The organism is Streptomyces sp. MMG1533 (assembly GCF_001279775.1).
GTDB lineage: Bacteria > Actinomycetota > Actinomycetes > Streptomycetales > Streptomycetaceae > Streptomyces.
In genome coordinates, this window is record NZ_LGDG01000241.1 from 13,256 (window position 1) to 35,357 (window position 22,102).

Annotated in this window: 21 protein-coding genes; 14 read left to right on the top strand and 7 right to left on the bottom strand. The window is 70.4% G+C overall.

Annotated elements, in window-relative coordinates; all coding sequences use genetic code 11:
- Positions 1 to 13 precede the first annotated feature (13 nt).
- The gene (locus tag ADK57_RS32185; protein WP_053753167.1) at positions 14 to 799 is read right to left on the bottom strand and encodes an electron transfer flavoprotein subunit beta/FixA family protein; all 786 of its coding nucleotides are present in this window, start codon (positions 797 to 799) and stop codon (positions 14 to 16) included.
- A gap of 570 nt (positions 800 to 1,369) precedes the next feature.
- Between ADK57_RS32185 and ADK57_RS32190 the strand changes: the two genes are divergently transcribed.
- Genes ADK57_RS32190 through ADK57_RS32210 form a run of 5 tightly spaced genes read left to right on the top strand, consistent with a single transcriptional unit; the run spans position 1,370 to position 6,559 of the window.
- Positions 1,370 to 2,218, top strand: a complete 849-nt coding sequence (locus ADK57_RS32190; RefSeq protein ID WP_053753168.1) for an alpha/beta fold hydrolase — start codon at positions 1,370 to 1,372, stop codon at positions 2,216 to 2,218.
- A 22-nt stretch (positions 2,219 to 2,240) separates the two neighbouring features.
- Positions 2,241 to 3,305, top strand: coding sequence for an extradiol ring-cleavage dioxygenase (locus tag ADK57_RS32195; RefSeq protein ID WP_053753169.1), 1,065 nt, complete (start codon positions 2,241 to 2,243; stop codon positions 3,303 to 3,305).
- A gap of 10 nt (positions 3,306 to 3,315) precedes the next feature.
- Positions 3,316 to 4,515 carry an NAD(P)/FAD-dependent oxidoreductase gene (locus ADK57_RS32200; RefSeq protein WP_053753170.1) on the top strand — a complete coding sequence of 400 codons (1,200 nt, stop codon included), beginning with the start codon at positions 3,316 to 3,318 and terminating at the stop codon, positions 4,513 to 4,515.
- A 16-nt stretch (positions 4,516 to 4,531) separates the two neighbouring features.
- Positions 4,532 to 5,212: a dienelactone hydrolase family protein gene (locus ADK57_RS32205; RefSeq protein WP_053753171.1), complete on the top strand. Its 681-nt coding sequence runs from the start codon at positions 4,532 to 4,534 to the stop codon at positions 5,210 to 5,212.
- A 36-nt stretch (positions 5,213 to 5,248) separates the two neighbouring features.
- Entirely contained in the window at positions 5,249 to 6,559 is a 1,311-nt protein-coding gene (locus tag ADK57_RS32210) for an aromatic ring-hydroxylating oxygenase subunit alpha (RefSeq protein ID WP_053753172.1), read from the top strand.
- Between the two features lie 410 nt (positions 6,560 to 6,969).
- Here the strand turns inward: ADK57_RS32210 and ADK57_RS32215 are convergent, their stop codons facing one another.
- Positions 6,970 to 7,989, bottom strand: a complete 1,020-nt coding sequence (locus ADK57_RS32215) for an amidohydrolase family protein (protein ID WP_234390475.1) — start codon at positions 7,987 to 7,989, stop codon at positions 6,970 to 6,972.
- A 100-nt stretch (positions 7,990 to 8,089) separates the two neighbouring features.
- Between ADK57_RS32215 and ADK57_RS32220 the strand changes: the two genes are divergently transcribed.
- Genes ADK57_RS32220 through ADK57_RS32240 form a run of 5 tightly spaced genes read left to right on the top strand, consistent with a single transcriptional unit; the run spans position 8,090 to position 12,092 of the window.
- Positions 8,090 to 9,196: an acyl-CoA dehydrogenase family protein gene (locus ADK57_RS32220; RefSeq protein ID WP_053753174.1), complete on the top strand. Its 1,107-nt coding sequence runs from the start codon at positions 8,090 to 8,092 to the stop codon at positions 9,194 to 9,196.
- 13 nt (positions 9,197 to 9,209) lie between these two features.
- Positions 9,210 to 10,400, top strand: a complete 1,191-nt coding sequence (locus ADK57_RS32225; RefSeq protein WP_053753175.1) for an acyl-CoA dehydrogenase family protein — start codon at positions 9,210 to 9,212, stop codon at positions 10,398 to 10,400.
- Between the two features lie 37 nt (positions 10,401 to 10,437).
- Complete coding sequence (locus tag ADK57_RS32230; RefSeq protein ID WP_053753176.1) at positions 10,438 to 10,956, top strand: aromatic-ring-hydroxylating dioxygenase subunit beta; 519 nt, start codon at positions 10,438 to 10,440, stop codon at positions 10,954 to 10,956.
- Complete coding sequence (locus ADK57_RS32235) at positions 10,953 to 11,759, top strand: SDR family NAD(P)-dependent oxidoreductase (RefSeq protein WP_053753177.1); 807 nt, start codon at positions 10,953 to 10,955, stop codon at positions 11,757 to 11,759. Before ADK57_RS32230 ends, ADK57_RS32235 begins: the two co-directional genes overlap by 4 nt.
- 18 nt (positions 11,760 to 11,777) lie before the next feature.
- Entirely contained in the window at positions 11,778 to 12,092 is a 315-nt protein-coding gene (locus ADK57_RS32240; protein WP_078973458.1) for a non-heme iron oxygenase ferredoxin subunit, read from the top strand.
- Positions 12,093 to 12,114: 22 nt separating this feature from the next.
- Here ADK57_RS32240 and ADK57_RS32245 read toward each other — a convergent pair whose 3' ends face one another.
- Positions 12,115 to 12,906, bottom strand: coding sequence for an IclR family transcriptional regulator (locus ADK57_RS32245; RefSeq protein ID WP_234390476.1), 792 nt, complete (start codon positions 12,904 to 12,906; stop codon positions 12,115 to 12,117).
- A 319-nt stretch (positions 12,907 to 13,225) separates the two neighbouring features.
- On the opposite strand from ADK57_RS32245, the gene ADK57_RS32250 reads away from it, so the two are divergent.
- Positions 13,226 to 14,656, top strand: coding sequence for a class I adenylate-forming enzyme family protein (locus ADK57_RS32250; RefSeq protein WP_063786042.1), 1,431 nt, complete (start codon positions 13,226 to 13,228; stop codon positions 14,654 to 14,656).
- Positions 14,657 to 14,767: 111 nt separating this feature from the next.
- Here ADK57_RS32250 and ADK57_RS32255 read toward each other — a convergent pair whose 3' ends face one another.
- From ADK57_RS32255 to ADK57_RS32270, 4 genes are all read right to left on the bottom strand, one after another.
- The gene (locus ADK57_RS32255; RefSeq protein WP_053753179.1) at positions 14,768 to 15,925 is read right to left on the bottom strand and encodes a CaiB/BaiF CoA transferase family protein; all 1,158 of its coding nucleotides are present in this window, start codon (positions 15,923 to 15,925) and stop codon (positions 14,768 to 14,770) included.
- A gap of 169 nt (positions 15,926 to 16,094) precedes the next feature.
- Positions 16,095 to 17,180, bottom strand: a complete 1,086-nt coding sequence (locus ADK57_RS32260; protein ID WP_053753180.1) for a CaiB/BaiF CoA transferase family protein — start codon at positions 17,178 to 17,180, stop codon at positions 16,095 to 16,097.
- Complete coding sequence (locus tag ADK57_RS32265) at positions 17,180 to 18,355, bottom strand: acyl-CoA dehydrogenase family protein (RefSeq protein WP_053753181.1); 1,176 nt, start codon at positions 18,353 to 18,355, stop codon at positions 17,180 to 17,182. Before ADK57_RS32265 ends, ADK57_RS32260 begins: the two co-directional genes overlap by 1 nt.
- A gap of 53 nt (positions 18,356 to 18,408) precedes the next feature.
- Positions 18,409 to 19,368 carry a winged helix-turn-helix transcriptional regulator gene (locus tag ADK57_RS32270; RefSeq protein ID WP_053753182.1) on the bottom strand — a complete coding sequence of 320 codons (960 nt, stop codon included), beginning with the start codon at positions 19,366 to 19,368 and terminating at the stop codon, positions 18,409 to 18,411.
- A gap of 209 nt (positions 19,369 to 19,577) precedes the next feature.
- Between ADK57_RS32270 and ADK57_RS32275 the strand changes: the two genes are divergently transcribed.
- The 3 genes from ADK57_RS32275 (at position 19,578) to ADK57_RS32285 (ending at position 22,071) form a co-directional block, all read left to right on the top strand.
- Positions 19,578 to 20,750 carry a thiolase family protein gene (locus tag ADK57_RS32275; RefSeq protein WP_053753183.1) on the top strand — a complete coding sequence of 391 codons (1,173 nt, stop codon included), beginning with the start codon at positions 19,578 to 19,580 and terminating at the stop codon, positions 20,748 to 20,750.
- Positions 20,747 to 21,166: a Zn-ribbon domain-containing OB-fold protein gene (locus ADK57_RS52295; protein ID WP_053753184.1), complete on the top strand. Its 420-nt coding sequence runs from the start codon at positions 20,747 to 20,749 to the stop codon at positions 21,164 to 21,166. The genes ADK57_RS32275 and ADK57_RS52295 overlap by 4 nt, the downstream gene beginning before the upstream one ends.
- A 146-nt stretch (positions 21,167 to 21,312) precedes the next feature.
- Positions 21,313 to 22,071: an enoyl-CoA hydratase-related protein gene (locus ADK57_RS32285; protein ID WP_053753185.1), complete on the top strand. Its 759-nt coding sequence runs from the start codon at positions 21,313 to 21,315 to the stop codon at positions 22,069 to 22,071.
- Positions 22,072 to 22,102 lie beyond the last annotated feature (31 nt).

A 22,102-nucleotide genomic window follows, 5' to 3' on the forward strand; every position in this document is an offset into this window, starting at 1 on the left:
GGGACGAAGTGGCTCAGATGAACTTCTGGCCGGCCAGGAACTCCGCGAGCTGCTTGCTTCCTTCGCCCTCGTCCTTGACGACGGTGCCTGAGGTGCGTGGTGCGCGCTGTGCCGCTTCCTCGACCTTCGTCCAGGCGCCGATCAGTCCGACCCGCTCCTCGCCGATGCCCAGGTCGGACAGGTCCACGGATTTCACCGGCTTCTTCTTCGCCGCCATGATGCCCTTGAACGACGGGTAGCGGGCCTCGCCCGACCGGTCGGTCACCGATACCACGGCCGGCAGCGAAGCCTCCAACTCTTCGTCGGCGGAGTCGCCGTCCCGGCGGCCGGAGACCTTGCCGTCGGCCACGGAGACGTCGGAGAGCAGCGTCATCTGTGACACGCCGAGCCGCTCCGCGAGGAGGGCCGGGAGGACGCCCATGGTGCCGTCCGTGGAGGCCATACCGCACATCACCAGGTCGTACCCGATGTGTTCGACGGCCTTGGCGAGCACCAGAGAGGTACCCATCACGTCGGTGCCGTGCAGTGCGTCGTCCTCGACGTGCACCGCCTTGTCCGCGCCCATGGAGAGTGCCTTGCGCAGTGCGTCGCGGGCGTCCTCCGGGCCGACGGTCAGGACGGTGGTCTCCGCGTCGTCGCAGGCCTCGGCGATCCGCAGCGCCTGCTCGACCGCGTATTCGTCGAGCTCCGACAGCAGGCCGTCCACGGCGTCGCGGTCGGTGGTCAGGTCCTCGGAGAAGTGGCGGTCGCCGGTGGCGTCGGGTACGTACTTCACCGCGACCACGATCTTCAAGCTCACTGGACACCTCATTTCGGTGGGATGCTCTGGCTGCTGATGGGGGGAGGCCCCGCCGACTCTCGCGCCGGCGGACAGACTGCTGCGTCGAGCGCCGCCGAAGTCTCACGGAGAACGGCTGCCTGAGCCGTACCCGGCCTACCCGGCGCGCCGGGTACCGAGGGCGAGTCGACTGCTGCCACTGAGTGACTGCGGCGCGTAGCGCGGGGGTTCCTCCGATTCGTCCCACGACAGTTGCTCGCACGACGGCGACGCTATGCGGACGGGCGCGGGGCATCGACTCCCGGTTCCGGCTGCCGGAACCGCGGGTCGGCGCCGGTTCTGTCCTGCGGTCCGCAGGGTGCCGCCCTGTGCGGGTGTCGTGATGGCAGCGCTCACGAGGTCGATCGACATGTCACCCCGAACTCCTCGGCGACACCGCCGGTTCCCGGCCGTCACGGCCTTCCCGCGTGCCCACCCCGCCCGGAGAGCAGGCCGTGCCTGCGGTTCCGGTGGGTGGAAAGGGCCCGTGCGCCGGTCGCGGACGGTGCGAATCATCGGTCGTGCCGAGGAAGACTTAAGGAGACGATCCTGATGGGCGAAGCCGCCATCACCACGACGAAGGTCGCGGTAGGGGAGTACGAGTTCCAGTTGCACTCCGCCGGAGACCCGAGCGATCCCGCCGTGCTCTTCCTGCACGGGTCCGGACCCGGCGCGACGGGCCTGTCCAACTGGGCGGCCGTGCTCAAGGACCTGGGCGAGGAGTACTACTGCCTGGCACCGGACGTGATCGGTTTCGGCGGCTCCAGCCACCCCGAGACTCCGCCCCAGGGCCTCGGCCCCTTCACCGAGTTGCGCGTCGACACACTCATCGGCCTGCTGGACGCGCTCGGCGTGGAGAAGGCCACGCTGGTCGGCAACTCCATGGGCGGCATGTTCTCGCTCGGCCTGGCCCAAAGGGTCCCCGAACGGGTGGAGCGGATCGTGCTCATGGGCTCGGCCGGATCGCCGGCCAAACCCGGTCCGGCGATCCGGGCACTCAGGAACTTCTACGACGACCCCACCACGGAGGCGATGACCGCGCTGCTGGAGGCCTTCGTCCACGACCCCGCGGAGTTCGGCGGGGACCTGGCGAAGATCGCGGCGGAGCGCGTGCCGCAGGCGACGCGTCCGGAGGTCGAGCGCTCGCACCGGGCGACGTTCTCCGGGACCAATCCGTGGTCGTTCACCGTCGAGGACGCCGCCGGGATCGCGCAGGAGGTGCTGGTCATCCACGGCCGTGAGGACAGGTTCGTGCCGTTCGTGGAAGCCGCGGTGTGGTTCTTCGAGCACCTTCCCAACGCCCGCCTGTACGGCATCGGCAAGTGCGGGCACTGGACCCAGATCGAGCAGCACGACCGGTTCGTGACCGCACTGCGCGGCTTCCTGACCGGCGCGCTGTGAAAGCCATTCGGAGGAGCCGACGATGACCGACGTACTGGGCCTGGGTATGACGCACTACCCGATGCTGCTGGGCCCCGACGCGCACATGGCGGGTCTGCTTCGCCGCACTCTGCGGGATCCGGACATTCCCGCGGACAAGAAGGACCCGGCGAACTGGAGCGAGCGGGCGCGGCGGGAGTGGGCCGCGGACCAGGGCGTTGAGGCGGCGGCGCGGCACCGCGCCGAACTCCTGGCTCACCTGGAGCGATGCCGCGCCGAGCTGGACGCCTTCCGGCCGGACGTCGTCGTGGTGTGGGGCGACGACCAGTACGAGAACTTCCGCGAGGAGGTGATCCCGCCGTTCTGCGTGCTGGCCTACGACGACACCGTCGTCGAACCGTTCGGTGTCCTGCGCAGGCTGAAGATGCCGAACGTGTGGGACCTGCCGGACGACACGACGTACACCATGCGCGGGATGCCGGAGTTCGCGAAGAAGCTGGCCTCGGACGTGCTGGCGGCCGGACTGGACTGCGCCTACTCCTACGAGCTGCGCAAGGGCATCCACTTCCCGCACTCGTTCGCCAACACTCAGGTGTTCCTCGACTACGACGACGTGGGCTCGCGGTTCCCGTACCCCATGGTGCCCATCGCGTTGAACTGCTACGGAGAACATGTCATCGCCCGGCGTGGCGGCATGGCCACCTTCGCGGAGATCGGACCCGAGGAGAACCTCGACCCGCCCGGCCCGTCGCCTGCCCGGTGCTACGAACTCGGGCGCGCGGTCGGCCGGTCGGTGGCGGCCAGCGGGAAGCGGGTGGCCCTCGTCGCCTCGTCGAGTTGGTCGCACGCGTTCCTCAACGACAAGGACTGGCACCTGCGGCCGGACACCGAAGCCGACCAGCGGCTGTACGACGCGATGGTCGCCGGCGACCACGACGCGTGGACGCGGACGACGACCCGGGAGATCGTCGGGGCGGGCCAGCACGAGATGCTCAACTGGTTCTGCCTGCTGGGCGCGGTCGCCGAACTCGGGCTGCGGCTCCAGTGGAGCGAGCTGACCGTCACGGAGATCTTCAACTCCAACAAGGCCTTCGCGGCGTACCGGTGAGGGGCGGGACATGACTGTGGTGATCGTCGGCGCGTCCCTCGCCGGCATACGCACGGCACAGGCCCTGCGCCGGCAGGGGTACGACGGTGAGCTGGTGATCGTGGGGGACGAGCCGCATCCGCCCTACGACCGGCCGCCGCTGTCCAAGGACATGCTGACCGGTGAGGGCGAGGCCGTTCCGCTGCTGTCGCGGGCCGAACTCGAGGCACTCGACGCTGATCTGCGGCTCGGCATCCGGGCGACCGGTCTGGATACGCGCCGGCGCGTGGTGCGCACCGAGGCCGGTGAGATCGCCTTCACGGACCTGGTGATCGCCACCGGTGTCGTACCGCGCGGGCTGCCGGGCATGGACGGTCTCGCCGGAGTGCATACCCTGCGCACCCTCGACGACGCGTACGCCCTGCGCGAGGAGCTGCGGCACGCCCGTAGGGCCGTGGTGGTCGGCGCCGGATTCATCGGCGCCGAGTTCGCCTCCTCGGCCACCGGCCGGGGCCTGGGGGTGTCCGTCGTGGAGGTCCAGGACACGCCGATGGGGCACCTGTTCGGCGACGAGGTCGGCGCCCGGCTGGCGAAGCTGCACGAACTGAACGGTGTCCGGGTGCACACCCGTGCCCGCGTCGCGTGCTTCACGGGCGACGGCAGGGTCGAAGCGGTGCTTCTCGACGACGGCAGGTCGCTGCCGGCGGATGTTGTGGTGGTGGGCATCGGCGCCGAGCCGGCCACCGGCTGGCTGGCCGGCTCGGGTCTTCCCGTCGACGACGGCGTCCACTGCGACGAGAACCTGCGTGTCCTCGGTCATCCCGGAATCCACGCCGCCGGCGATGTGGCGCGGTGGCGGCATCCGCTGTACCCGGAGCCCCTGCGGATCGAGCACTGGACCAACGCGGGAGGGCACGCCTCGGTCGTCGCCGCCGACATCCTCGGCACGCCGCCGCCGCGGGCCCAGGTGCCGTACGTCTGGTCGGACCAGTACGGACGCCGCATCCAGATCGTGGGCCGCCCGGCGCTGGGGAAACCGGCACGGATGGCTGGCGACATCGAGACGGGCCCGTTCGCCGCCCTGTACGCGGACGAGGACGGCACCGTGGTCGGCGCGCTCGTCGTGGACGACCCCAGGCTGCTGATGAAGTGCCGCAAGGCGATCGCCAACCGCGACCGGGCGGACGGGCCGGCCCTCGGGTTCGGCTCGCCCGTACCGGATCGTCGCTGATGACCAGGGGGAACCGATGGACCAGGCCTTTCCGCGGATCCAGCCGGACGACGTCCGTATCGGCGGAGGACTCCGTGCCGCCGAGATCAGGCTCGGCGGTGTCCCACGGGGTGCCGTGGTGCTGCTCACCGAGGCCGGCGACCCGGTGGACACGGCCGAGGTGATGAACCGGCTGGCCGAGCAGGGCTATGAGACCTTCGCGGCCGAGGTTTCCGGCGACGGAGGGGCACCCGACGCCCTCCGGGCCCTGCTCGGCCGGGCCGGCGCTCGTGGCTGGGCAGGCGAGCAGGTCGGCCTGGTCGGCTACGGCGTCGGCGCGCAGGTCGCCCTGCGCGCCGCGGAGGAACTGGAGCTGGGCGCGGCGGTGAGCGTGGCGCCGACGCGGTTGCCGAAGACGCTCGCGCTGCGCACCCCGTGGCTGGGCCTGGTGGGCGTACCCGACGCGCAGGCGGAGGCAGCGGTCCGCCGGGTGAGCCGCGAACTGGCCCTGCACGCGCCCGTCCACACCGAGCTGGTCGGCTATCGGGGCCTCGGCGGCTCGTTCCACCACGACCCGGCCGACCAGCGCGCCCACGCCGCCGCGTTCGACTGCTGGCAGCGCACCGTGGAATGGCTGAACCTCCGGGTCGTGCCGCGGCTCACCCCGCTCGCCCGGCAATGGCGGGCCCGTCGGCCCGCGGGCGTCGGAACCCCTTGAGACCAGGTACGGAACGGAAGAGAGGTACTCATCCGCATGTCGGAGTACATCATCAACGACCTCGAGGCGCCGCGCTTCGCCGTGAACCGCAAGGCCATGGTCGACCCGGACGTCTTTGCCCGGGAGCGCGAGCGGATCTTCGACCGGTGCTGGCTGTACGTCGGTCACGAGTCGGAGCTGGCCAAGCCCAACGACTTCGTCACCCGCTCGGTCGGAGGCAGGCCGGTCCTCTTCGCGCGTGACGCGAAGAACGACATCCGCGTGTGGATCAACTCCTGCCCGCACCGCGGGGCGATGCTCTGCCGGGAGCCGCGCGGCAACGCCCGCTTCCTCACCTGCTTCTACCACGGCTGGAGCTTCAGCACCGGCGGCGGCCTGGTGTCGGTGCCGGACGACGAGGGATACGGCCCGGACTTCGAGCGCCCCAACCTGGTGACCCCGCCCAGGGTGGAGTCGTACCGGGGCTTCGTCTTCCTCAGTTTCGACCCGGACATCGTGGACCTGCCCACCTATCTCGGGGACGCCGCGGAGTACATCGACCTGGTCGCCGACCAGTCCGAAGTGGGCATGCGGGTGCTGGAGGGCACGCACGAGTACTCCGCGAAGGTGAACTGGAAGCTGCTGGTGGAGAACAGCTACGACGGCTACCACCTGATGAGCACCCACCAGCGCTACCTGCAGATGGTCGCTGCCGCCCGGGGTGGGATCGACCGTTCCACCATAGGCAACAACGTCGCGGTCGATCTGGGCAACGGACACGCGGTGATGGCGGGCCGCCCCATCGTCGGCGGGTTGTTCGGCCGGCCGTTGTCCGAGGCCGGCGAGGCCGAACGGGCCGCGCGCTTCGAGCGGTTCCGCCAGACGTACGGTGACGCGTGGGTGGACCGGATGTCGGGAACCCGCAACCTGGTGATCTTCCCGAACCTCTGCATCATCGACCTGGTCATGGGGGTGGCGATCCGCAAGATCGACCCCATCGCGCCGGACTACCTCCATGTCAGCGCGTGGCACCTGGTGCCACCGGAGGAGGGCGAGGAACTGCACCGGCAGCGGCTGGACAACTTCCTGACCTTCTGGGGCCCGGGTGGGCTCGCCACTCCGGACGACGTCGAGGCCCTGGAGAGCTGCCAGCGCTCGTACGCTGCGGTGAAGGAACTCCCCTGGTCGGACATCTCCCGCGGTATGAAACGGCCCCTCCCGCACAGCTCGGACGAACTGCAGATGCGCCTGTGGTGGCGGCGCTGGAACGAACTCATGACGGGGGAGAAGCTCCCCGCCGAGGAACACGATCCGCTTCCTGCCGAGTTCACCGCCAGGAGGCGGCCGGAGCCCGCGGCGGCGGGGTAGCACACGACACACCACAGCCGGCCCGCGGTGAACCCGCGGGCCGGCTGTGGTGTGTTCCTGCCGAGCGTTCACGGACGGGGTGGCGACCATGAAGGCGGCTGCGCGGTGCTGTCTGACGCCACCGCAGCCCAAGCGCTCCGCCGGTTGTGCCGATACGAGGCTTGACCGGGGGGGCCGGGGGTCATGATGTGCAGTCGGCCGGCTGCGGCACCGTCGTGGCCGGCCGCGCAGTTCCCCGCGCCCCTTCAGGACGCTGCCGGACCGAGGCGGGCGGCTTCGCCCGACCCACTCAGGGGTCCTCGCATTATGAGCGTCCGATGGGGTCGCGCGGCCTGGCGACGCGGCGAGGTGCGGTGCCGGGCCGCGCGACCCGGACGGGCATGGTGTTAAGACCCCTCAGGGGCGGACTCTCACCCCGCGATGTCACCCGTCGGCGACGGCGCGTCGCCGAGGCCGAACAGCCGAGCCGCGTTCGCCCCGAGCACGGCGCTCGCCTGGCGTTCGGTCAGCAGACCGCGGTGCGCCGCGTCGCGGACGGCCGCGGGCGCGGCGGAGAGCTGGCCCGGCATGAAGGGGTGGTCGGTGCCGACCATGACGTGATCCTCACCGAACCGCTCGACGAGCAGCGGCAGGTGAGCCGGGTCGAAGACGAGGGAGTCCACCCACAGCGAGCGGACGAGTTCGTCGGCTCGCGCGTGGCCACCGCGCTGCGCCATGAACTTCAGCCGGGGGTAGGCGAGGGAGAACGTGCCGCAGCCGTGCGCCAGCGCGATCCTCAGGCCGGGGAAGTCCTCCAGCACACCGCCGAAGACCAGCGCGGCGGTGGCGAGGGCCGTGTCGGTGAGCATGCCGAGTCCGAAGTCATAGGGCTGGCCCGTCCGCCGGACGGCCCCCTTGCCCCCGTCCATCGGGTGCACGAACAGGACGGCGCCGAGTGCCTCGGCGGCTTCGAAGAACGGCCGCAACGAGGGGGCGTCGAGTTCGTGGTCCCCGATCACCGTGCCGATCTCCGCGCCCCGCAGGCCGAGTTCCGTCATCACCCGCGTCAGCTCGTCCACCGCGAGAGCGGTGTCCTGCAGCGGTACGGTGCCCAGGCCGCGGAGCCGGCCACCGGAGTCCGCCACCTGGGCTGCCAGGCCGTCATTGAGCGCGCGGGCGTACTCCGCGGCCTGCCGTGGCTCCGCCCAGTACGTCAGGGTGACCGGTACCGGTGAGACCACCTGGACATCGATGCCGGCGGCGTCCAGTTCCCCCAGCCGGGCCGTGAGGTCCCACAGCGCGGGGCGGACCTCACGGAACACCGTGTCTCCGCGCATGATCCGTCCCGCGTCCGCCTCTACCTCCAGGGTCGGCCACCGGCCCGGGCCGCCCGGCAGGCCGGCCGGGTACAGATGTCCGTGCATGTCGACGATCAGCTCGTGTCCTGTCACCCGCCGCACGTTAGGAGGCGGGTCCCTCGTCGGCATGCCGCTTTTCCGGCTGCCGGAACACCCCGTTCTGCGCCGTCGCGCACGCCGTGACCATAGGGGCATGGTGAACCTGGAATTGGATGCCGAGCAGCTCGAAGTGGCGGAGCTCGGCCGGCAGTTGGGCCTTGAGGTGCTGTCCCCGGTGGCGCGCGAGGCGGAGGAGCGGCGCGGTGTGCCGGAGGGCGTGTGGCGGACGCTGTTCGAGACGGGGCTGACCGTACCGGTGCCGGAGGAGCTCGGCGGCGCGGGCATCGGCGACACCGTCACGCTGATGGTCGCGCTGGAGAACCTCTCCTACGGAGACCCCGGGATCGTCTTCGCCGCATACTCCAGCGGGGTGGCGGCGATGCTCCTGGCCCGTCACGGCGGGCCGGAACGGGCGGCACTGGTGCGCGGACTCACCTCCGATCCCACGGCCCGCGGCGCCGTGGCGCTCTACGAGGGACAGGGCCGCGGCGCGGCGGAGTTCGCGACGGTGATCCACACCACCGACGACGGCCGGATACGGGTCCGGGGCCACAAGACGGCCGTCGCCTTCGGCGCGGACGCCGATCCCCTGGTGGTCGTGGGCACGGACGAGCGGTCGGGCGCGGTGCGGGCGGTGCTGGTGCCCCGCGACACCGACGGGATCACCGTCAAGGCGTACGACGGCGGTCTCGCGCTGGACGCCGCCCGCACGGCCGCGATGTCCTTCGACGTGACCGTCCCCGCCGAGAACCTGCTGGACGCCGAGGACCTGCTCACCACGCTCGGCCGGATCCGGCTGGGAGTGGCCGCGATCGCGCTGGGCACCGCATGGCGCGCCATCGACTACGCGGCCGAGTACGCCACCGAGCGCGTGGCGTTCGGCCGGCCCATCGCGGCGTTCCAGGGAGTGTCCTTCCCGCTTGCCGAGGCGCAGATGCGCATCACGCAGGCCCGGCTGGAGACGCTCGACCTCGCCGCACGGCTCCACGACCCCGACGCCGCGGACCTGACCGCGGCGATCAGCCGGCTGCTCGCCCACGTGGGTGAGACCGCCGCGGAGGCGACTCGCGCGGCCGTCCAGACCCTCGGCGGACACGGCTTCATCGCCGAGCACCCCGTGGAGCTGTGGTACCGGTCCGCCATGGCCCTGTCCGCACTGGACTTCGACCCGTTGTGCTCCTCGTTCACGCCGGCCCTCTAGAAACGCGGGAATCATGACTTTCTCCTTCACACCGAGCAAGCCCCTCGCCGACTACGCGCGCGCCCTTCGGGACTGGTCGGCCTCCGAGTGCCGCCCGTACGCGCGCGAGGCCGACGACCGGCACGCGCCGCCGGAGAACTGGCGCGAGATCCTGGACACCGCACCGGTGCCGCTCGGACGGCACGACAAGCCCGGCAGCGACCCGTTCCCGGAGTTCGAGGACGGCTACTGGGTGAGCCGGCTGGCGTACTACGAGAACCTCGCCTACGGCGACATCTGGCCGTTCCACACCATCGGCAGCGGCATCGGCCACCGCGTGGTGCAGGCGATGGGGACCCCCGAACAGATCGAGAAGTGGTACGAGCCCGTCGTCGGCAGCGGTCTGGTGACGGCCTTCGCGCTGACGGAGCCCCATTTCGGCTCGGACACCAGCCAGGTGGCGACCACGGCGGTCCGGGACGGCGACTCCTGGGTACTGAACGGAACCAAGATCTTCTGCACGAACGGCGCGGTCGCCGACTACACGGTGGTGTTCGCGACCACGGACAAGACGCTGGGCGCCAAGGGGATCAACGCGTTCGTGGTGCCCAAGGGGGCGCCCGGGTTCGTCGTCGGCAAGGTCAACGAGCACAAGATGGGCATCCGGAGCTGGGTGACCTCCGAGCTGGTCTTCGCCGACTGCCGGATCCCGGTGGAGAACATCCTCGGCTGGAGCGGCGACGATCAGGGCCGGCCGAGGCGCGGCGGGCAGGCCGGCGCGCTCAGCGCGCTGGCGTCCAACCGGCCGAACATCGCCACGATGGGCATCGGTATCGCACAGGCCTCGCTCGACGTGACGTCCCGGCTGCTGGCGGAGCAGCGGGCCGGCTTCAGCCCGAGGCGGTGGTCGGCCGTCCAGGACGAGCTCGCGGCCATGAACCAGGCCCTGCAGCGGGGGCGCCGAGCCGCCCACTGGGCGCAGTTCCTGCTCGACCGGGGTGGCTCCGACCGTTCGGCGGCGGCCATCGGCAAGGGTTACGCGCCGCACACCTGCGAGCGGGTGATCCGGCGCTGCATGCAACTGCTGGGGCCGGAGGGCACCAGCCGCGAACTGCTGCTGGAGAAGTGGTACCGCGACGTGAAGATCATGGACATCTTCGAGGGTTCGGGCCAGGTCCAGCGGCTCATCGTGGCGCGGGGCCTGATGGGCCGGGTCGCGGGCTAGTGCCGAGATGCCGACGAGACCGACAGGGAATGACGGGATGACCAACGACCTGAGCGACCTCCGTAGTCCGGCGGCCGAGCCCGTGGTGCGTGCGGTGGAGCGGTTCCTCTACGCGGAGGCGGACCTGCTCGACGAGTGGAGGCTGCACGAGTGGCTGGAGCTGTTCGGCCCCACCGGTGAGTACCAGATCCCCGCCACGGACAAGCCGGACGGCGATCCCGGCCGGGACCTCTTCCTGGTGCAGGACGACAGGTTCCTGCTGGAACACCGGGTCAACTCCCTGCTGACGCGTGCCGCGCACGCCGAGTACCCGCACTCGCGGACCCGGCGGATGATCACCAACGTCCGGGTATGGGAGAGCGGTGGCCGGCTGCTCGATGTCACCGCGAACTTCACGGTCCACCGCGTGCGCTCGGGGAACGTGGACACCTACATCGGCCAGTACCGGCACGTACTGGAGCAGGACGACCACACGGAATACCGGTTCCTGGTCCGCAAGGCGGTGCTCGACCTCGACGCGCTCCGCCCGCACGGGAAAGTGAGCGTCATCCTATGAGACTTCAGGGCAAGGTCGCCGTCGTCACCGGAACCAGCCCCCGGATCGGAGGCACGATCGCGCGCGGGTTCGCCGCCGAGGGCGCGAAGGTGGCGTGCACGTCCCTGTCGGCCGACGAGGCCCGTACCTGCGCGGAGGAGATCGTCTCCGCAGGCGGCGAGGCCTTCCCGGTGGTCGGCGACGTCACCGACCCCGCGCACGCGCAGGCGGTCGTGGAGCAGGTCCTCGAACGCTGGGGACGGGTCGACGTACTGGTCAACAACGCCGTGTGGTTCAACCGCAAGGGCCTGCTGACCGTCTCGCTGGAGGAGTACCGGCACCAGCTCGACGTCATCCTCACGGGCGCCTTCCTGTTCACCCGGGCGGTGGCGGAGGCGATGATCCGCACCGGGACGGGCGGCAGTGTCATCAACATCCTGTCCGGCGCGGCGTTCCAGGGAGAGCCGGGCAACCTCGGATACTGCGCCGGCAAGAGCGGCCTGCTCAACTTCACCCGCTCCGTGGCGATGGAACTGGCCGGGCACGGCATCCGCGTCAACGGCTTCACCCCGACGGTCACCCTGCCCGACGACCCTGAGGCCGGGCGCCGGATGCTCTCGGCGACGGCGAGCCAGGACAGGCCCTACCCGATGGACTTCGCCGGCCAGTTCCCCCTCGGACGGCTGCCGACGGCCGCGGACTATCTCCCCGCGCTGGTGTTCCTGGCCTCGGACGAGTCCCGGATGGTGACCGGAGGCAACATCGCCGTCGACGGCGGCGTGTCGGCCAAGTACTGGGCGTGGCAACCGCGGCACGCCGACTGAGCGAAAGGTGGTGGCGCGGTGGAGCGTCGATTCGTGTGCCTGGCGGACGAGATGGCCAAGGGCACGTCCCGGACCGTCGGCGGCGGCGAGCCGATCGCCGTGTACCGCACCGACGACGGGGCGTTCTACGCCACGGCGGACTCGTGCACGCACGAGAAGTGGTCCCTCGGCGAGGACAGCGACATCGAGGGGCAGGAGGTGGTCTGCCCGCTGCACATGGCCAGGTTCGATCTGAGGACCGGTCAGCCGCTGTGCTTTCCGGCCACCGTGGCCCTGCGCACCTACGAGGTCGACATCGTCGACGGCGAGGTGTACGTGCTCGTGCCCCCGTGAGCGGGGCGCCGTCCGCGCTGCCCTACGCCTCGAAGGGGAGCCACGGCCCGTGGCCCAGGGTCACTCCCCGGCGGATCTCCCTGACGATGTGTCCGGCGGTCTCCCGCAGGGCGGAGACGGTGCCGGTCCTGGGCGCGGTGCCGGTGGGGAAGGTGACGGCGACCGCGGCGAGGGCCTGGCCTGCGAGCACGACGGGAGCGGCGAGGGAGGTGACACCGACGCACACCTCGTCGCTCTCTTGTGCGAAGCCCTGTCCTCGGACCTGCCGCAGTTCCGCGAGGAGCCGGCCGGAGTCGCTGACCGAGTGGGGTGTCAGCCGGGGCAGGCGGGCCGGCAATTGGTCGAGGTCCGTGTAGGCGAGCATCGCCTTGCCGCTCGCCGTGCAGCTCGCGGGCAGGCGGTCGCCGACCTCGAACGCACGGGTCGCCGAGGCGGTCGCTTCGCGGCGGCCGATCCGTTCGAGGAACACCACGTCGAAGTCGCGCGGCACGGCGAGAAAGGCCGTGTGCCCGGTTCGCTGGTGCAAGGCCGACAGGAACGGCATCGCGATGTTCCTGAAGCCGTTGGCGGGACTGACGGCGGCGAGGTGGAGCAGGTCCACCCCGATCCGGTAGCCGTTGGGGTGCGCCTCGATGGCCCCGAGCTGGGTGAGCCGTTGCAGCAGCCGGTGCACCGTGGACTTCGCCAGACCGGTGGCACGCGACAGTTCGCTGAGCGTCATGACGCGGTCGTGGGAGTTGAAGGCACTGAGAAGATCGAACGCCTTCGAGAGGATGGACGAGGTCTCGCCCTCGACTGCGGTGGTTTTCGGCACGGCGGCTCCAACGGTGCTCAGTGGATGGCGACTCCCACGGTTTCGGAGGCTACTGCCGGGGCTGCGCCAGGGCAATACGGAGTCCGGTATGGGTTTAGGAGGTATCTCGAATGGATGAGAGCTCCCGCTCCCGCACTCTGGCGAGCTGAGATTACCTACGCTAAAGTCTCGTTACAGAAGTAACTTTCTGTGTGCTGGCAATCATGAATTCCGTTGCGGTACGGGGCAATCGGACCGCGTACCGGCATACCTGCGAAACGTGTTCTTGGGCACCTCTCCCGACGAAGTCGGGAAGTTCACCCTGGATTCGGAGCGAGCCATGAAACTGCCCACTTTTCTTGCCGCGCAGGCGTCTTTGCGCCCTGACCACACAGCGTTGATCGGTGAGCGGCGGATGACGTTCGCCGAACTGGAGGAGGCGACCACGCGCGCGGCGGCGGCCCTGCGAGGGCAGGGGCTGCGGGTGGGGGACCGGGTGGCGATCGCGCTGCCGAACGGCGTCGACTTCGTCCTGGCGTTCCTGGCGGCGGTGAAGGCCGGGCTGGTCGCCGTGCCGGTGAACCTCCGGCTCGCGCCGGACGAGGCCACCTACATCCTCGGCGACAGCGGCGCGACGAAGGTGATCCGGGAGCCGTCCGAGGTGACGGAACTCGTCGAGTCCGGCGAGCCCGTACGGCCCGAGGTGCCGCAGGACTTCGACGACTGCGTGATCTCCTACACCTCCGGAACCACCGGAAAACCCAAGGGGGCCCTGCTCACTCAGGCCAACTACATCGTCCTCAACGGATTCCTCAACCAGGCGATGTGGGGCCTCGGGCCCGCGGACCGCCAACTCGTCACCACACCGCTGGCGCAGCGCACCGGCCTCGCCAGGGTCATGAACATGGTCTGCCACGGCTGTTCGCTCCTGGTACCGCCGAAGTTCGACGCGGCGCGCACCGCGGACCTCGTCCAGTCCGAGCGGGTGACCTTCATGGCGACGGTGCCCACGGTCGCGCGCATGCTGCTGCCGGAGATCGAACGCGACCCGGCCCGGTTCGCCTCACTGCGCGCCTTCGTGGCGACCGGGGAGGCGTTTCCCGTGGCGCTCAAGCGCAAGCTCCGGGACGTACTGCCCGACATGGAGATCCACTCGTACTACGCCATGACCGAAGTGGGCCTGGTCGCCGGCATGGGGCCCGCCGAGCAGTTCGCGCACCCGGAGGCCGTCGGCCGGGTGCAGCCGGGCGTGGAGGCGCAGCTGCTGGACGACGACTTCCATGAGGTACGGCACGGAGAGGTGGGCGAACTCTGGGTGCGCAGCGGCCCACCCGGCCGCTGGCTGACCATGCGGGAGTACCACGGGCGTCCGGAGGACACCGCGCGGACCATCCGTGACGGCTGGGTGGCCACCGGAGACCTCGGCCGGTTCGACGACGAGGGCTTCCTCCACCTGGTGGACCGCAAGAAGGACATGATCCTCTCTGGCGGTTTCAACATCTACTCCCGCGAGGTCGAGCTGGTCATCGCCGAGTTGCCCGGTGTGCAGGCCGTCGCCGTGGTCGGTGTCCCGGACGAGGTCTTCGGTGAGGCGGTGGCCGCCTACGTGGAGGTCGCGCCCGGGCACCGGGTCACCGAGAAGGACGTCATCGACCTCTGTCGGCAGCGGATCGCCGGCTACAAGAAGCCGCGCCATGTGCGCTTCGTCGACGAGCTGCCCCGCAACAGCACCGGGAAGGTCGTCAAGAGGCAGTTGACCGCGACCAGTTGAGCCGGTCGAGAGCTCATGCCGTCATGGCAAGGCCGTCCTCGGAAGGAGTCTTCCGAAGACGGCCTTGCCATGACGGGTGCCGAACAGGGTGGGCCCACCGCCTTTCGGGCGCTACGAGTTCAGGCCGAGCTCCCGCAGGATCTCCTCGGTGTGTTCTCCGAGCTTCGGGGACCGGGCCTCGACCCGGGTGGGCGACTTCTCGAAGCGCGCGGGGTAGTTCATGACCCGAATGGGCCCGAATTCCTCGTCGGTGAACTCGACGAGGGTCTGGTTGTGCACGGCCTGGGGATCGGTCAGGAAATCGGAGACCGTGTTCACCGCGGCCAGCGGAGCGCCTGCCTGCGTGACCTTCTCCATGACGACCTCGGTGGACATGCTCCGACTCGTCTTCTCCAGTTCCCCCCACAGGTCCCGGATGTTCTGCGTGCGAGCCCTGTCCGTGCCGAACCGCGGGTCCTCCAGCAGATCCTCGCGGCCGAAGACGCGGCACACGCGAGCGGCCTGGTCGTTCGTCTGGACGTGGCCGAGGAGCATTCCGTCGGCCGTCCGGATCGGCCGGTTGATGTCCACGGCGGGGAACGGTTCCTCGAGGTCCTCGAACGTCTCGTTGCGGATCGCGTCGACCAGGGCCAGGGAGGCGAAGGAATCCAGCAGGGAGACCGAGACGTACTGCCCCTCCCCGGTCCGCTCCCGGTGCAGCAGCGCCGCCGTGATCGCGCTCGCCGTCGCGGCGGCCGCGTACTTGTCCACGAAAAAGCCCCTGACCGGCTGGGGTTCCCCGCCGCCGCCCTGGAGGGCCATGATCCCGGAGATCGCCTGGATCACCTGGTCGAAGGCGGGCCGCGAGACGTATGGCCCGCTCTGGCCGAAACCCGAGATGGACGCGTACACCAGCCGGGGATTCACCGCCTTCAGGTCCTCGTAGCAGAGATTCAGACGGGCCATCACCCCCGGCCGGGAGTTCTCGACGAGGACGTCGGCCGTGGCGGCGAGCCTGCGGGCGACGTCCTGGCCCTGAGGACTCTTGAGATCGAGCTCGATGCTCTTCTTGTGCCGGTTGTTCGCCAGGAACATGGCGGTCATGCCCTTGTGGGCCGGGCCGACCCGGCGCAGCGGGTCCCCGCCGACGGGCTCGATCTTGATCACCTCCGCCCCCAGGTCCGCCAGCATCTGACCGGCGAGCGGACCCGCGACCATGGTGGCTATCTCAAGAACGCGAAGACCGGAACACGGTCCGGCGGGCCTCGTACGGGACACCGGTACTCCCATCAACTTCCCCTGTTGTTCGGTTCGTTGCGAGGAGAGTGACGCTGAGAGCCTCCTCAGCGCACAGCGTCTCCCGGCGACGACGGAGGCGGCAGGGAGGGTTCCGGGCAGTGGAACCAGGCGGTCGCGTCCGTGGGACCCGGGCGCCGGCGGCCCGCGGTGGCCGAGCGGCTCACGCCGGCCAGGCGGCGAGCGCCGAGTCGCCGTCCCCGGCGACCGGCGGTGGCGGTGTGGTGGGCGCGGTCCTGGAGAAGCGCGGGGCGGGGGCCGCCTGCCGGACCCCGCCGCGGTCGACCACGGTGGAGCGGGCGGCGATGTGGGGGTGGTCGGCGACCTCGGCCAGGGAGAGCACGGGGCTCACACACGCATCCGTGCCGGCGAAGACCGCCAGCCACGCGTCCCGCGGGCGCGACGCGAAGACCTCGGCGAACCGTGCCCGCAGCACCGGCCACCCGGCCGGGTCGGACTGTTCGGGCAGGGGCTCACCGGACAGCCCGAGGCCCTCCAGGAACTGCGCGTAGAAGTGCGGTTCCAGCGCGCCGACGGCGATCCAGCGGCCGTCGGCGCAGGCGTAGGTGCCGTAGAAGGGAGCGCCGCCGTCGAGACGGTTGGCTCCTCGTGCGTCGCGCCATCTCCCGGCGGCCCGCAGGCTCCAGACCATCTGCATCAGCACACTCGCACCGTCGACCATGGCGGCGTCGACGGTCTGGCCCTGACCGGAACGGCCGCGCTCCCACAGGGCGGCCAGGACTCCCAGGGCCAGGAAGAGTGATCCCCCGCCGAAGTCCCCGAGCAGGTTCAGCGGGGGCACGGGTCCCCCGTCGGCCGGGCCGATCGCGTGCAGCGCGCCGGTCAGCGCGATGTAGTTGATGTCGTGTCCGGCGCGCTCGGCCAGCGGCCCGTCCTGGCCCCAGCCGGTGGCCCGGCCGTAGACCAGGGCCGGGTTGCGGGCATGGCAGTGGGCCGGTCCGACGCCGAGCCGCTCCGCGACGCCGGGCCGCATCCCTTCCAGCAGCACGTCGGCCCTGGCGGCCAGCCGCAGCGCGAGCTCCCGCCCCTCGGCGGACTTCAGGTCGATGCGCACCGTACGGCGCCCGCGCAGGAGCAGTTCGTCACCGATGCCGCCGCGGTCCGTGCCGCCGGACCGCTCGACGCGCAGCACGTCGGCGCCCAGGTCGGCGAGGAGCATCGCGGTGTGCGGAACGGGGCCGATCGCGGCCAGTTCCAGGACGCGCAGCCCGTCCAGTGGTCCCGGCATCAGCGGTCGCCTCCCTCGGCCGCGCGCAGCAGGGACTTGCCGATCACGGACTTCAGGACCTCGCTGCTGCCGCCGTAGATCCGGGTCACCCGGGCGTCGGCGTACAGGCGGGCGATGGGGTAGTCGAGCATGTAGCCGTAGCCGCCGTGCAGTTGCAGACACCGGTCCACGACGCGGCCCTGCATCTGGGTGCAGAAGAGCTTGACCTTGGCGGCGTCGGCGGGATCGAGGACGCCGGCGTCGTGGTCGTCGAGCGCCCGGTCGACGAGCGCCTGTCCGGCTTCCACGTCGGTGGCGCACTCGGCCAGTTCGAACTTGGTGTTCTGCAGGGCGGCCAGCGGCTGTCCGAAGACGCTGCGGCCGCGTACGTAGTGCAGGGTTGTGTCGAGCGCGAAGCGGGCCGACGCCTGCGCGTTGACCGCGATCGACAGCCGTTCCTGGGCGAGGTTGTGGCTCAGGTAGGCGAACGCGCGGCCCTCCTCGCCGATGAGGTTCTCCTCCGGGACCCAGACGTCGTCGAAGAAGATCTCGGACGTGTCCTGCGCCTTCATGCCGATCTTCTCCAGGAGCCGGCCGCGGGAGTAGCCCGGACGGTCGGTCTCGACGGCGACGAGGCTCAGCCCGGAGCGGCGGTCCCCGTCCTCTCCGGGCGGCGACGTCCGCACCACGGTGAGGACGAGGGTGGCGTTGACGGCACCGGTGATGAAGGTCTTGGAGCCGTTGACGACATAGCCGCCGTCGGCCCTGGTCGCGGTGGTGCGCACCCCGGCCAGGTCGGAGCCGGCGCCGGGCTCGGTCATGGCGATCGCGGTGATGAGGTCCCCGGCGGCGAAAGCCGGCAGCCAGCGCTGCTTCTGCTCAGCGTCGGCGTACGCCAGCAGGTAGCTGAGCGCCATGTCGAGGTGGGTGCGCAGGGAGCCGATCTGCAGCCCGGCGCGCACCGCCTCCTCGGTGACGACGGCGTTGAACTTGTAGGTCGACTGGCCGCCACCGCCGTAGGCCTCCGGGATCTGGATGCCCATGATCCCCAGCTCGGCGACGCGCTTGAAGAAGTCGGCGGGCGGCGCGCCCGCGCTCTCCCACTCGGGACGCGCCGGAGCGATCTCGCGGGTGAAGAAGTCGCGGACCATACCGCGGAAGGCCTGGTGTTCCTCGTTGAAGATCGTGCGTTGCATGGGCGTGTTCCTCCCGGGGACGGGGGGTGCTGCTGGCCGGGCAGGGGTGTCCGTCAGGGGTGTGGTGTGCCGTCAGGGGCGATGTCCAACGGTGTGAACTCGCCCCGGCAGGCGGCACACACCAGCACGGGTTCCACGCTGTATCCACAGGCCTTGTGCTCCAGCACGACGCTCGCGTCGCGTGGAAGGGCCAGCCAGCGGTCGCCCCAGGCGAGCATGGACAGGTAGATCGGGTACAGGGCGAGTCCCATCTCGGTGAGCAGGTACTCGTCCCTGGGCGGGTTGCTCTGGTAGGTGCGTCGGGCCAGCACGCCGAGGTCGGTGAGCCGGCCGAGCCGGCCGGACAGGATGCTCTCGGCGATGCCGAGCTCCCGCCGGAAGTCGTCGAACCTGCGGACGCCCAGGAAGCATGCGCGCAGCACGAGCGAGCTCCACCGATCGCCGATGACCTTCTGCGTCCGTGCGATGGAACACGGTCGCCCGCGTTCCAGCAAGGACAGTTCGGGAGTTCGCGACCGTGGGCGTGACACCGCGTCGCCAGGCCCGTCGGCGCCGCCGACCGGGGACGACCTCACTTCCCGGGCACGCAGCGGCTCGCGGCAGGCCGCGCACGCCAGCTCCGCGTCGAGACGCGCACCGCAGTCGGTATGACGGAGGGGCAGCGGTCGCCCGCGGTCGTCCGCGGCCCACTCGTCGCCCCAGCGCATGGCGGTCATGAGGCAGGCGAAGAAGTCCCGGCCCGTCTCTGTCAGGTCGTAGCGCGGATGGGAGGAGCCGGAGCCGACGTCCTTGACGACGAGCCCGCCCTCGGTGAGCTGGGTGAGGCGTGCGGTGAGGGTCGAACGGGCGATGCCCAGCCTGCGCTGCAGCTCGTCGAAGCGGCCCACGCCGTCGAAGACCATCTCCCGCAGGACCAGCCACGACCAGGCGTCGCCGACCGTCTCGACGGCGCGCGAGACGGCCACCGCCGAGCGCAGGACCTGGGATCCCGCCTGGGACTTGTCAGCAGCCATCTGCTCCTCGCGATCACGGGGGAGCGGCGCGGCCGCTCGGCGGTCAGTACCGGAACGAGTCTACCCGAGAGACTAGCGTAGCGAGACTATCTCGGATATGGTCTCGCTACAGAAGTTACTGGAAGTTGTTTGCGGACGTCGCACGACGACGTCGCGACTTCATTTGCGCGAAGCGCTCTTTCCGAGGTTGCCAGAGAGGTGGCCTGACCATGCCTGGAAGAAAAGACATCGCCGTCGTCGGTTATGCGGAGACCCCCGTGGTCCTCCGCTCCGGGCGATCCTCCTACGATCTCGCCGCGGAGGCCTTCGAGGGAATTCTCGAACACACGGGAGTCGACAAGTCGGAAATAGACGGGATCTGCGTAGCGGAGACCATGAGTGAGACGTCCAACCCGTTCTGGGCGGTGTATCTCTGCGAACACCTGGGCCTCACGCCCACCTGGACCCAGATCAACGGCCTGGGCGGGGCGTCGACCATCGGCGGCGTGGCCAGGGCCGCGGCGGCCGTCCGGGACGGCCTGTGCGAGACCGTGCTGGTCCTCTCCAGCGACGCCCAGTCGTCCTGGCCGCCCACCGAGCAGGGGGCGCAGCGGTACGAGTTCCAGTACCCCGTCGGTCTCAACGGCCCGGTGGGCGCGTTCGGGCTGCTGACGCAGCGCTACCGGCACCAGTACCCGCTCCTGGACGAGGCGCTGGCCAAGCTCGCCGTGACCCAGCGGGCCCACGCACTGCTCAACCCCAACGGTTGCGAGAAGCTGCGCAAGCCGCTGACCGAGGAGGACTACCTGACCTCCCGGTACGTCTCCGACCCGCTGCGGATGCTGGACAGCGTCATGGTCTGCGACGGCGCCAACGCGCTGCTCGTCACCTCGACGCAGAAGGCACAGGAACTCGGCTGCCGGAAGATGGTGCACCCCGTCGGATACGGCGAGATCACCAACTTCAACGGCCCCGACATGCTGGCCGACATCACCGAGTCCGGATTCACCGTGGCAGGACCGAAGGCCTTCGCACAGGCCGGTCTCTCGCCCGACGACATCCGCATGATCCACCCCTACGACGACTTCCTGATCGCCATCCTGCTCACCCTGGAGCATCTCGGCTTCTGCGAGCGCGGCGGTGGCTCGAAATTCATCATGGACACCGACCTGTCCCATCGCGGAACCCTTCCGCTCAACACCTCCGGCGGCCAGATCTCGGCCGGTCAGCCCGGTCTCGCCGGGGGCGGCCTGAACGCGGTCGAGGCGGTGCGCCAGATGTTCGGCGAAGCGGGCGAACGGCAGGTCGACGACCCGCGCAACGCACTGGTGACCGGCATCGGGATGGTCCCGTACGGCCGCAACTGGGGCGTGTCCAACGTACTGATCCTGGAGCAGCCATGAGCCAGCAGCGCGTGATCCCCCGGCCTGTGCCGAAGGTCGACCGCTACACCGAGACCGAGCCGTTCTGGAAGGCGGCCAAGGAGCACCGGCTCCTGCTCCAGTACTGCACCGACACCGGCCGGGCCCAGTGGTTCCCCCGCTCGGTCAGTCTGTTCACCGGTCGCCGGCACCTGGAGTGGCGCGAGGTGAGCGGCGAGGGAACGGTCTACTCCTTCACCGTCACGCGGCGGGCCTGGCCCGGTCACGAGGACCGCGTCCCGTACGTGGTGGCCCTCGTCGAACTGCCCGAGGGCGTGCGCATCCTCGCCAACGTGTTGCACTGCGACCCCGCCGAGGTGCGGATCGGGATGCCGGTGAAGGTGTGCTGGGAGCACCTGTCCGAGGAGATCGAGTACCCGGCGTTCGAGCCCGCCTGACATCCCGGCCGGCACCGCCTGCCCGAAGAAGCCCACGAACCCGCCGGCCGGTGGGACCGGTGTCCCCGCCGGCCGGCGGGAGCGACGCATCCCCCCGCCGGCCGGAGAAGCCGGCGCCCCCGTCCGACCGGAGAAAGAGGTCAACCATGCCCGTCGTCCTGCTGGAACGGCACAGTCCCGCCGTCGCGATCGTGCGATTCAACCGACCGGAGGTACGCAACGCGCTCAACACCGAAGTACGGCAGCTGCTGCACGAGCACTTCACGGCGCTCGCCGCCGACGAGGACGTCCGGGTCGTCGTCCTGACCGGCAGCGAGAGGGTGTTCGCGGCCGGAGCGGACATCCAGGAGCAGGCCGAGCGCGATGTCGTCGGGGCCATCAAGGCCTACACGACCGCTGCCATCGCCGACTTCCCGAAGCCGGTGATCGCCGCCGTCAACGGCTATGCCCTGGGCGGAGGCTGCGAGTTCGCGCTCCAGTGCGACTTCGTCATCGCCTCCGAGCGCGCCAAGTTCGGCCAGCCGGAGGTCAACCTGGGACTCATCCCCGGCGCCGGCGGCACCCAGCGGCTGCCTCGGGTGATCGGCCGGCCGAACGCCTCGTACATGCTGATGACGGGGCTGCCCGTCACTGCTGACCAGGCCCTGCGGATGGGCCTGGTCTCGGAGGTGGTGGCCGACGACGCCCTCCCGCGGGCGCTGGAACTCGCCGAACTGATCGCGGGCAAGGCGCCCCTGGCGGTCCGTCAGGTCAAGGAGGTCCTCCGCCACGGCCTCGACGGTCCGCTGGAGGCGGGCCTGCGCATGGAGCGCCGCGGCTACCAGCTGATGTTCGGCACGGCCGACTTCCGCGAGGGCGTCAAGGCGTTCACGGACAAGCGCGCACCGGAGTTCTCCGGCACGTGAGCGGCGACCTGCGACATCGGCCGGGAGGGCC

Excerpts from the sequence above, each read along its gene's own strand:
- ADK57_RS32270 (WP_053753182.1), bottom strand. The coding sequence starts at position 19,368 with ATGGCTGCTGACAAGTCCCAGGCGGGATCCCAGGTCCTGCGCTCGGCG.
- ADK57_RS32225 (WP_053753175.1), top strand. The coding sequence starts at position 9,210 with ATGACTTTCTCCTTCACACCGAGCAAGCCCCTCGCCGACTACGCGCGC.
- ADK57_RS32205 (WP_053753171.1), top strand. The coding sequence starts at position 4,532 with ATGGACCAGGCCTTTCCGCGGATCCAGCCGGACGACGTCCGTATCGGC.
- ADK57_RS32220 (WP_053753174.1), top strand. The coding sequence starts at position 8,090 with ATGGTGAACCTGGAATTGGATGCCGAGCAGCTCGAAGTGGCGGAGCTC.
- ADK57_RS32250 (WP_063786042.1), top strand. The coding sequence starts at position 13,226 with ATGAAACTGCCCACTTTTCTTGCCGCGCAGGCGTCTTTGCGCCCTGAC.
- ADK57_RS32235 (WP_053753177.1), top strand. The coding sequence starts at position 10,953 with ATGAGACTTCAGGGCAAGGTCGCCGTCGTCACCGGAACCAGCCCCCGG.
- ADK57_RS32195 (WP_053753169.1), top strand. The coding sequence starts at position 2,241 with ATGACCGACGTACTGGGCCTGGGTATGACGCACTACCCGATGCTGCTG.
- ADK57_RS32260 (WP_053753180.1), bottom strand. The coding sequence starts at position 17,180 with ATGCCGGGACCACTGGACGGGCTGCGCGTCCTGGAACTGGCCGCGATC.
- ADK57_RS32285 (WP_053753185.1), top strand. The coding sequence starts at position 21,313 with ATGCCCGTCGTCCTGCTGGAACGGCACAGTCCCGCCGTCGCGATCGTG.
- ADK57_RS32210 (WP_053753172.1), top strand. The coding sequence starts at position 5,249 with ATGTCGGAGTACATCATCAACGACCTCGAGGCGCCGCGCTTCGCCGTG.
- ADK57_RS32275 (WP_053753183.1), top strand. The coding sequence starts at position 19,578 with ATGCCTGGAAGAAAAGACATCGCCGTCGTCGGTTATGCGGAGACCCCC.
- ADK57_RS32255 (WP_053753179.1), bottom strand. The coding sequence starts at position 15,925 with ATGGGAGTACCGGTGTCCCGTACGAGGCCCGCCGGACCGTGTTCCGGT.
- ADK57_RS32200 (WP_053753170.1), top strand. The coding sequence starts at position 3,316 with ATGACTGTGGTGATCGTCGGCGCGTCCCTCGCCGGCATACGCACGGCA.
- ADK57_RS32190 (WP_053753168.1), top strand. The coding sequence starts at position 1,370 with ATGGGCGAAGCCGCCATCACCACGACGAAGGTCGCGGTAGGGGAGTAC.
- ADK57_RS52295 (WP_053753184.1), top strand. The coding sequence starts at position 20,747 with ATGAGCCAGCAGCGCGTGATCCCCCGGCCTGTGCCGAAGGTCGACCGC.
- ADK57_RS32230 (WP_053753176.1), top strand. The coding sequence starts at position 10,438 with ATGACCAACGACCTGAGCGACCTCCGTAGTCCGGCGGCCGAGCCCGTG.
- ADK57_RS32265 (WP_053753181.1), bottom strand. The coding sequence starts at position 18,355 with ATGCAACGCACGATCTTCAACGAGGAACACCAGGCCTTCCGCGGTATG.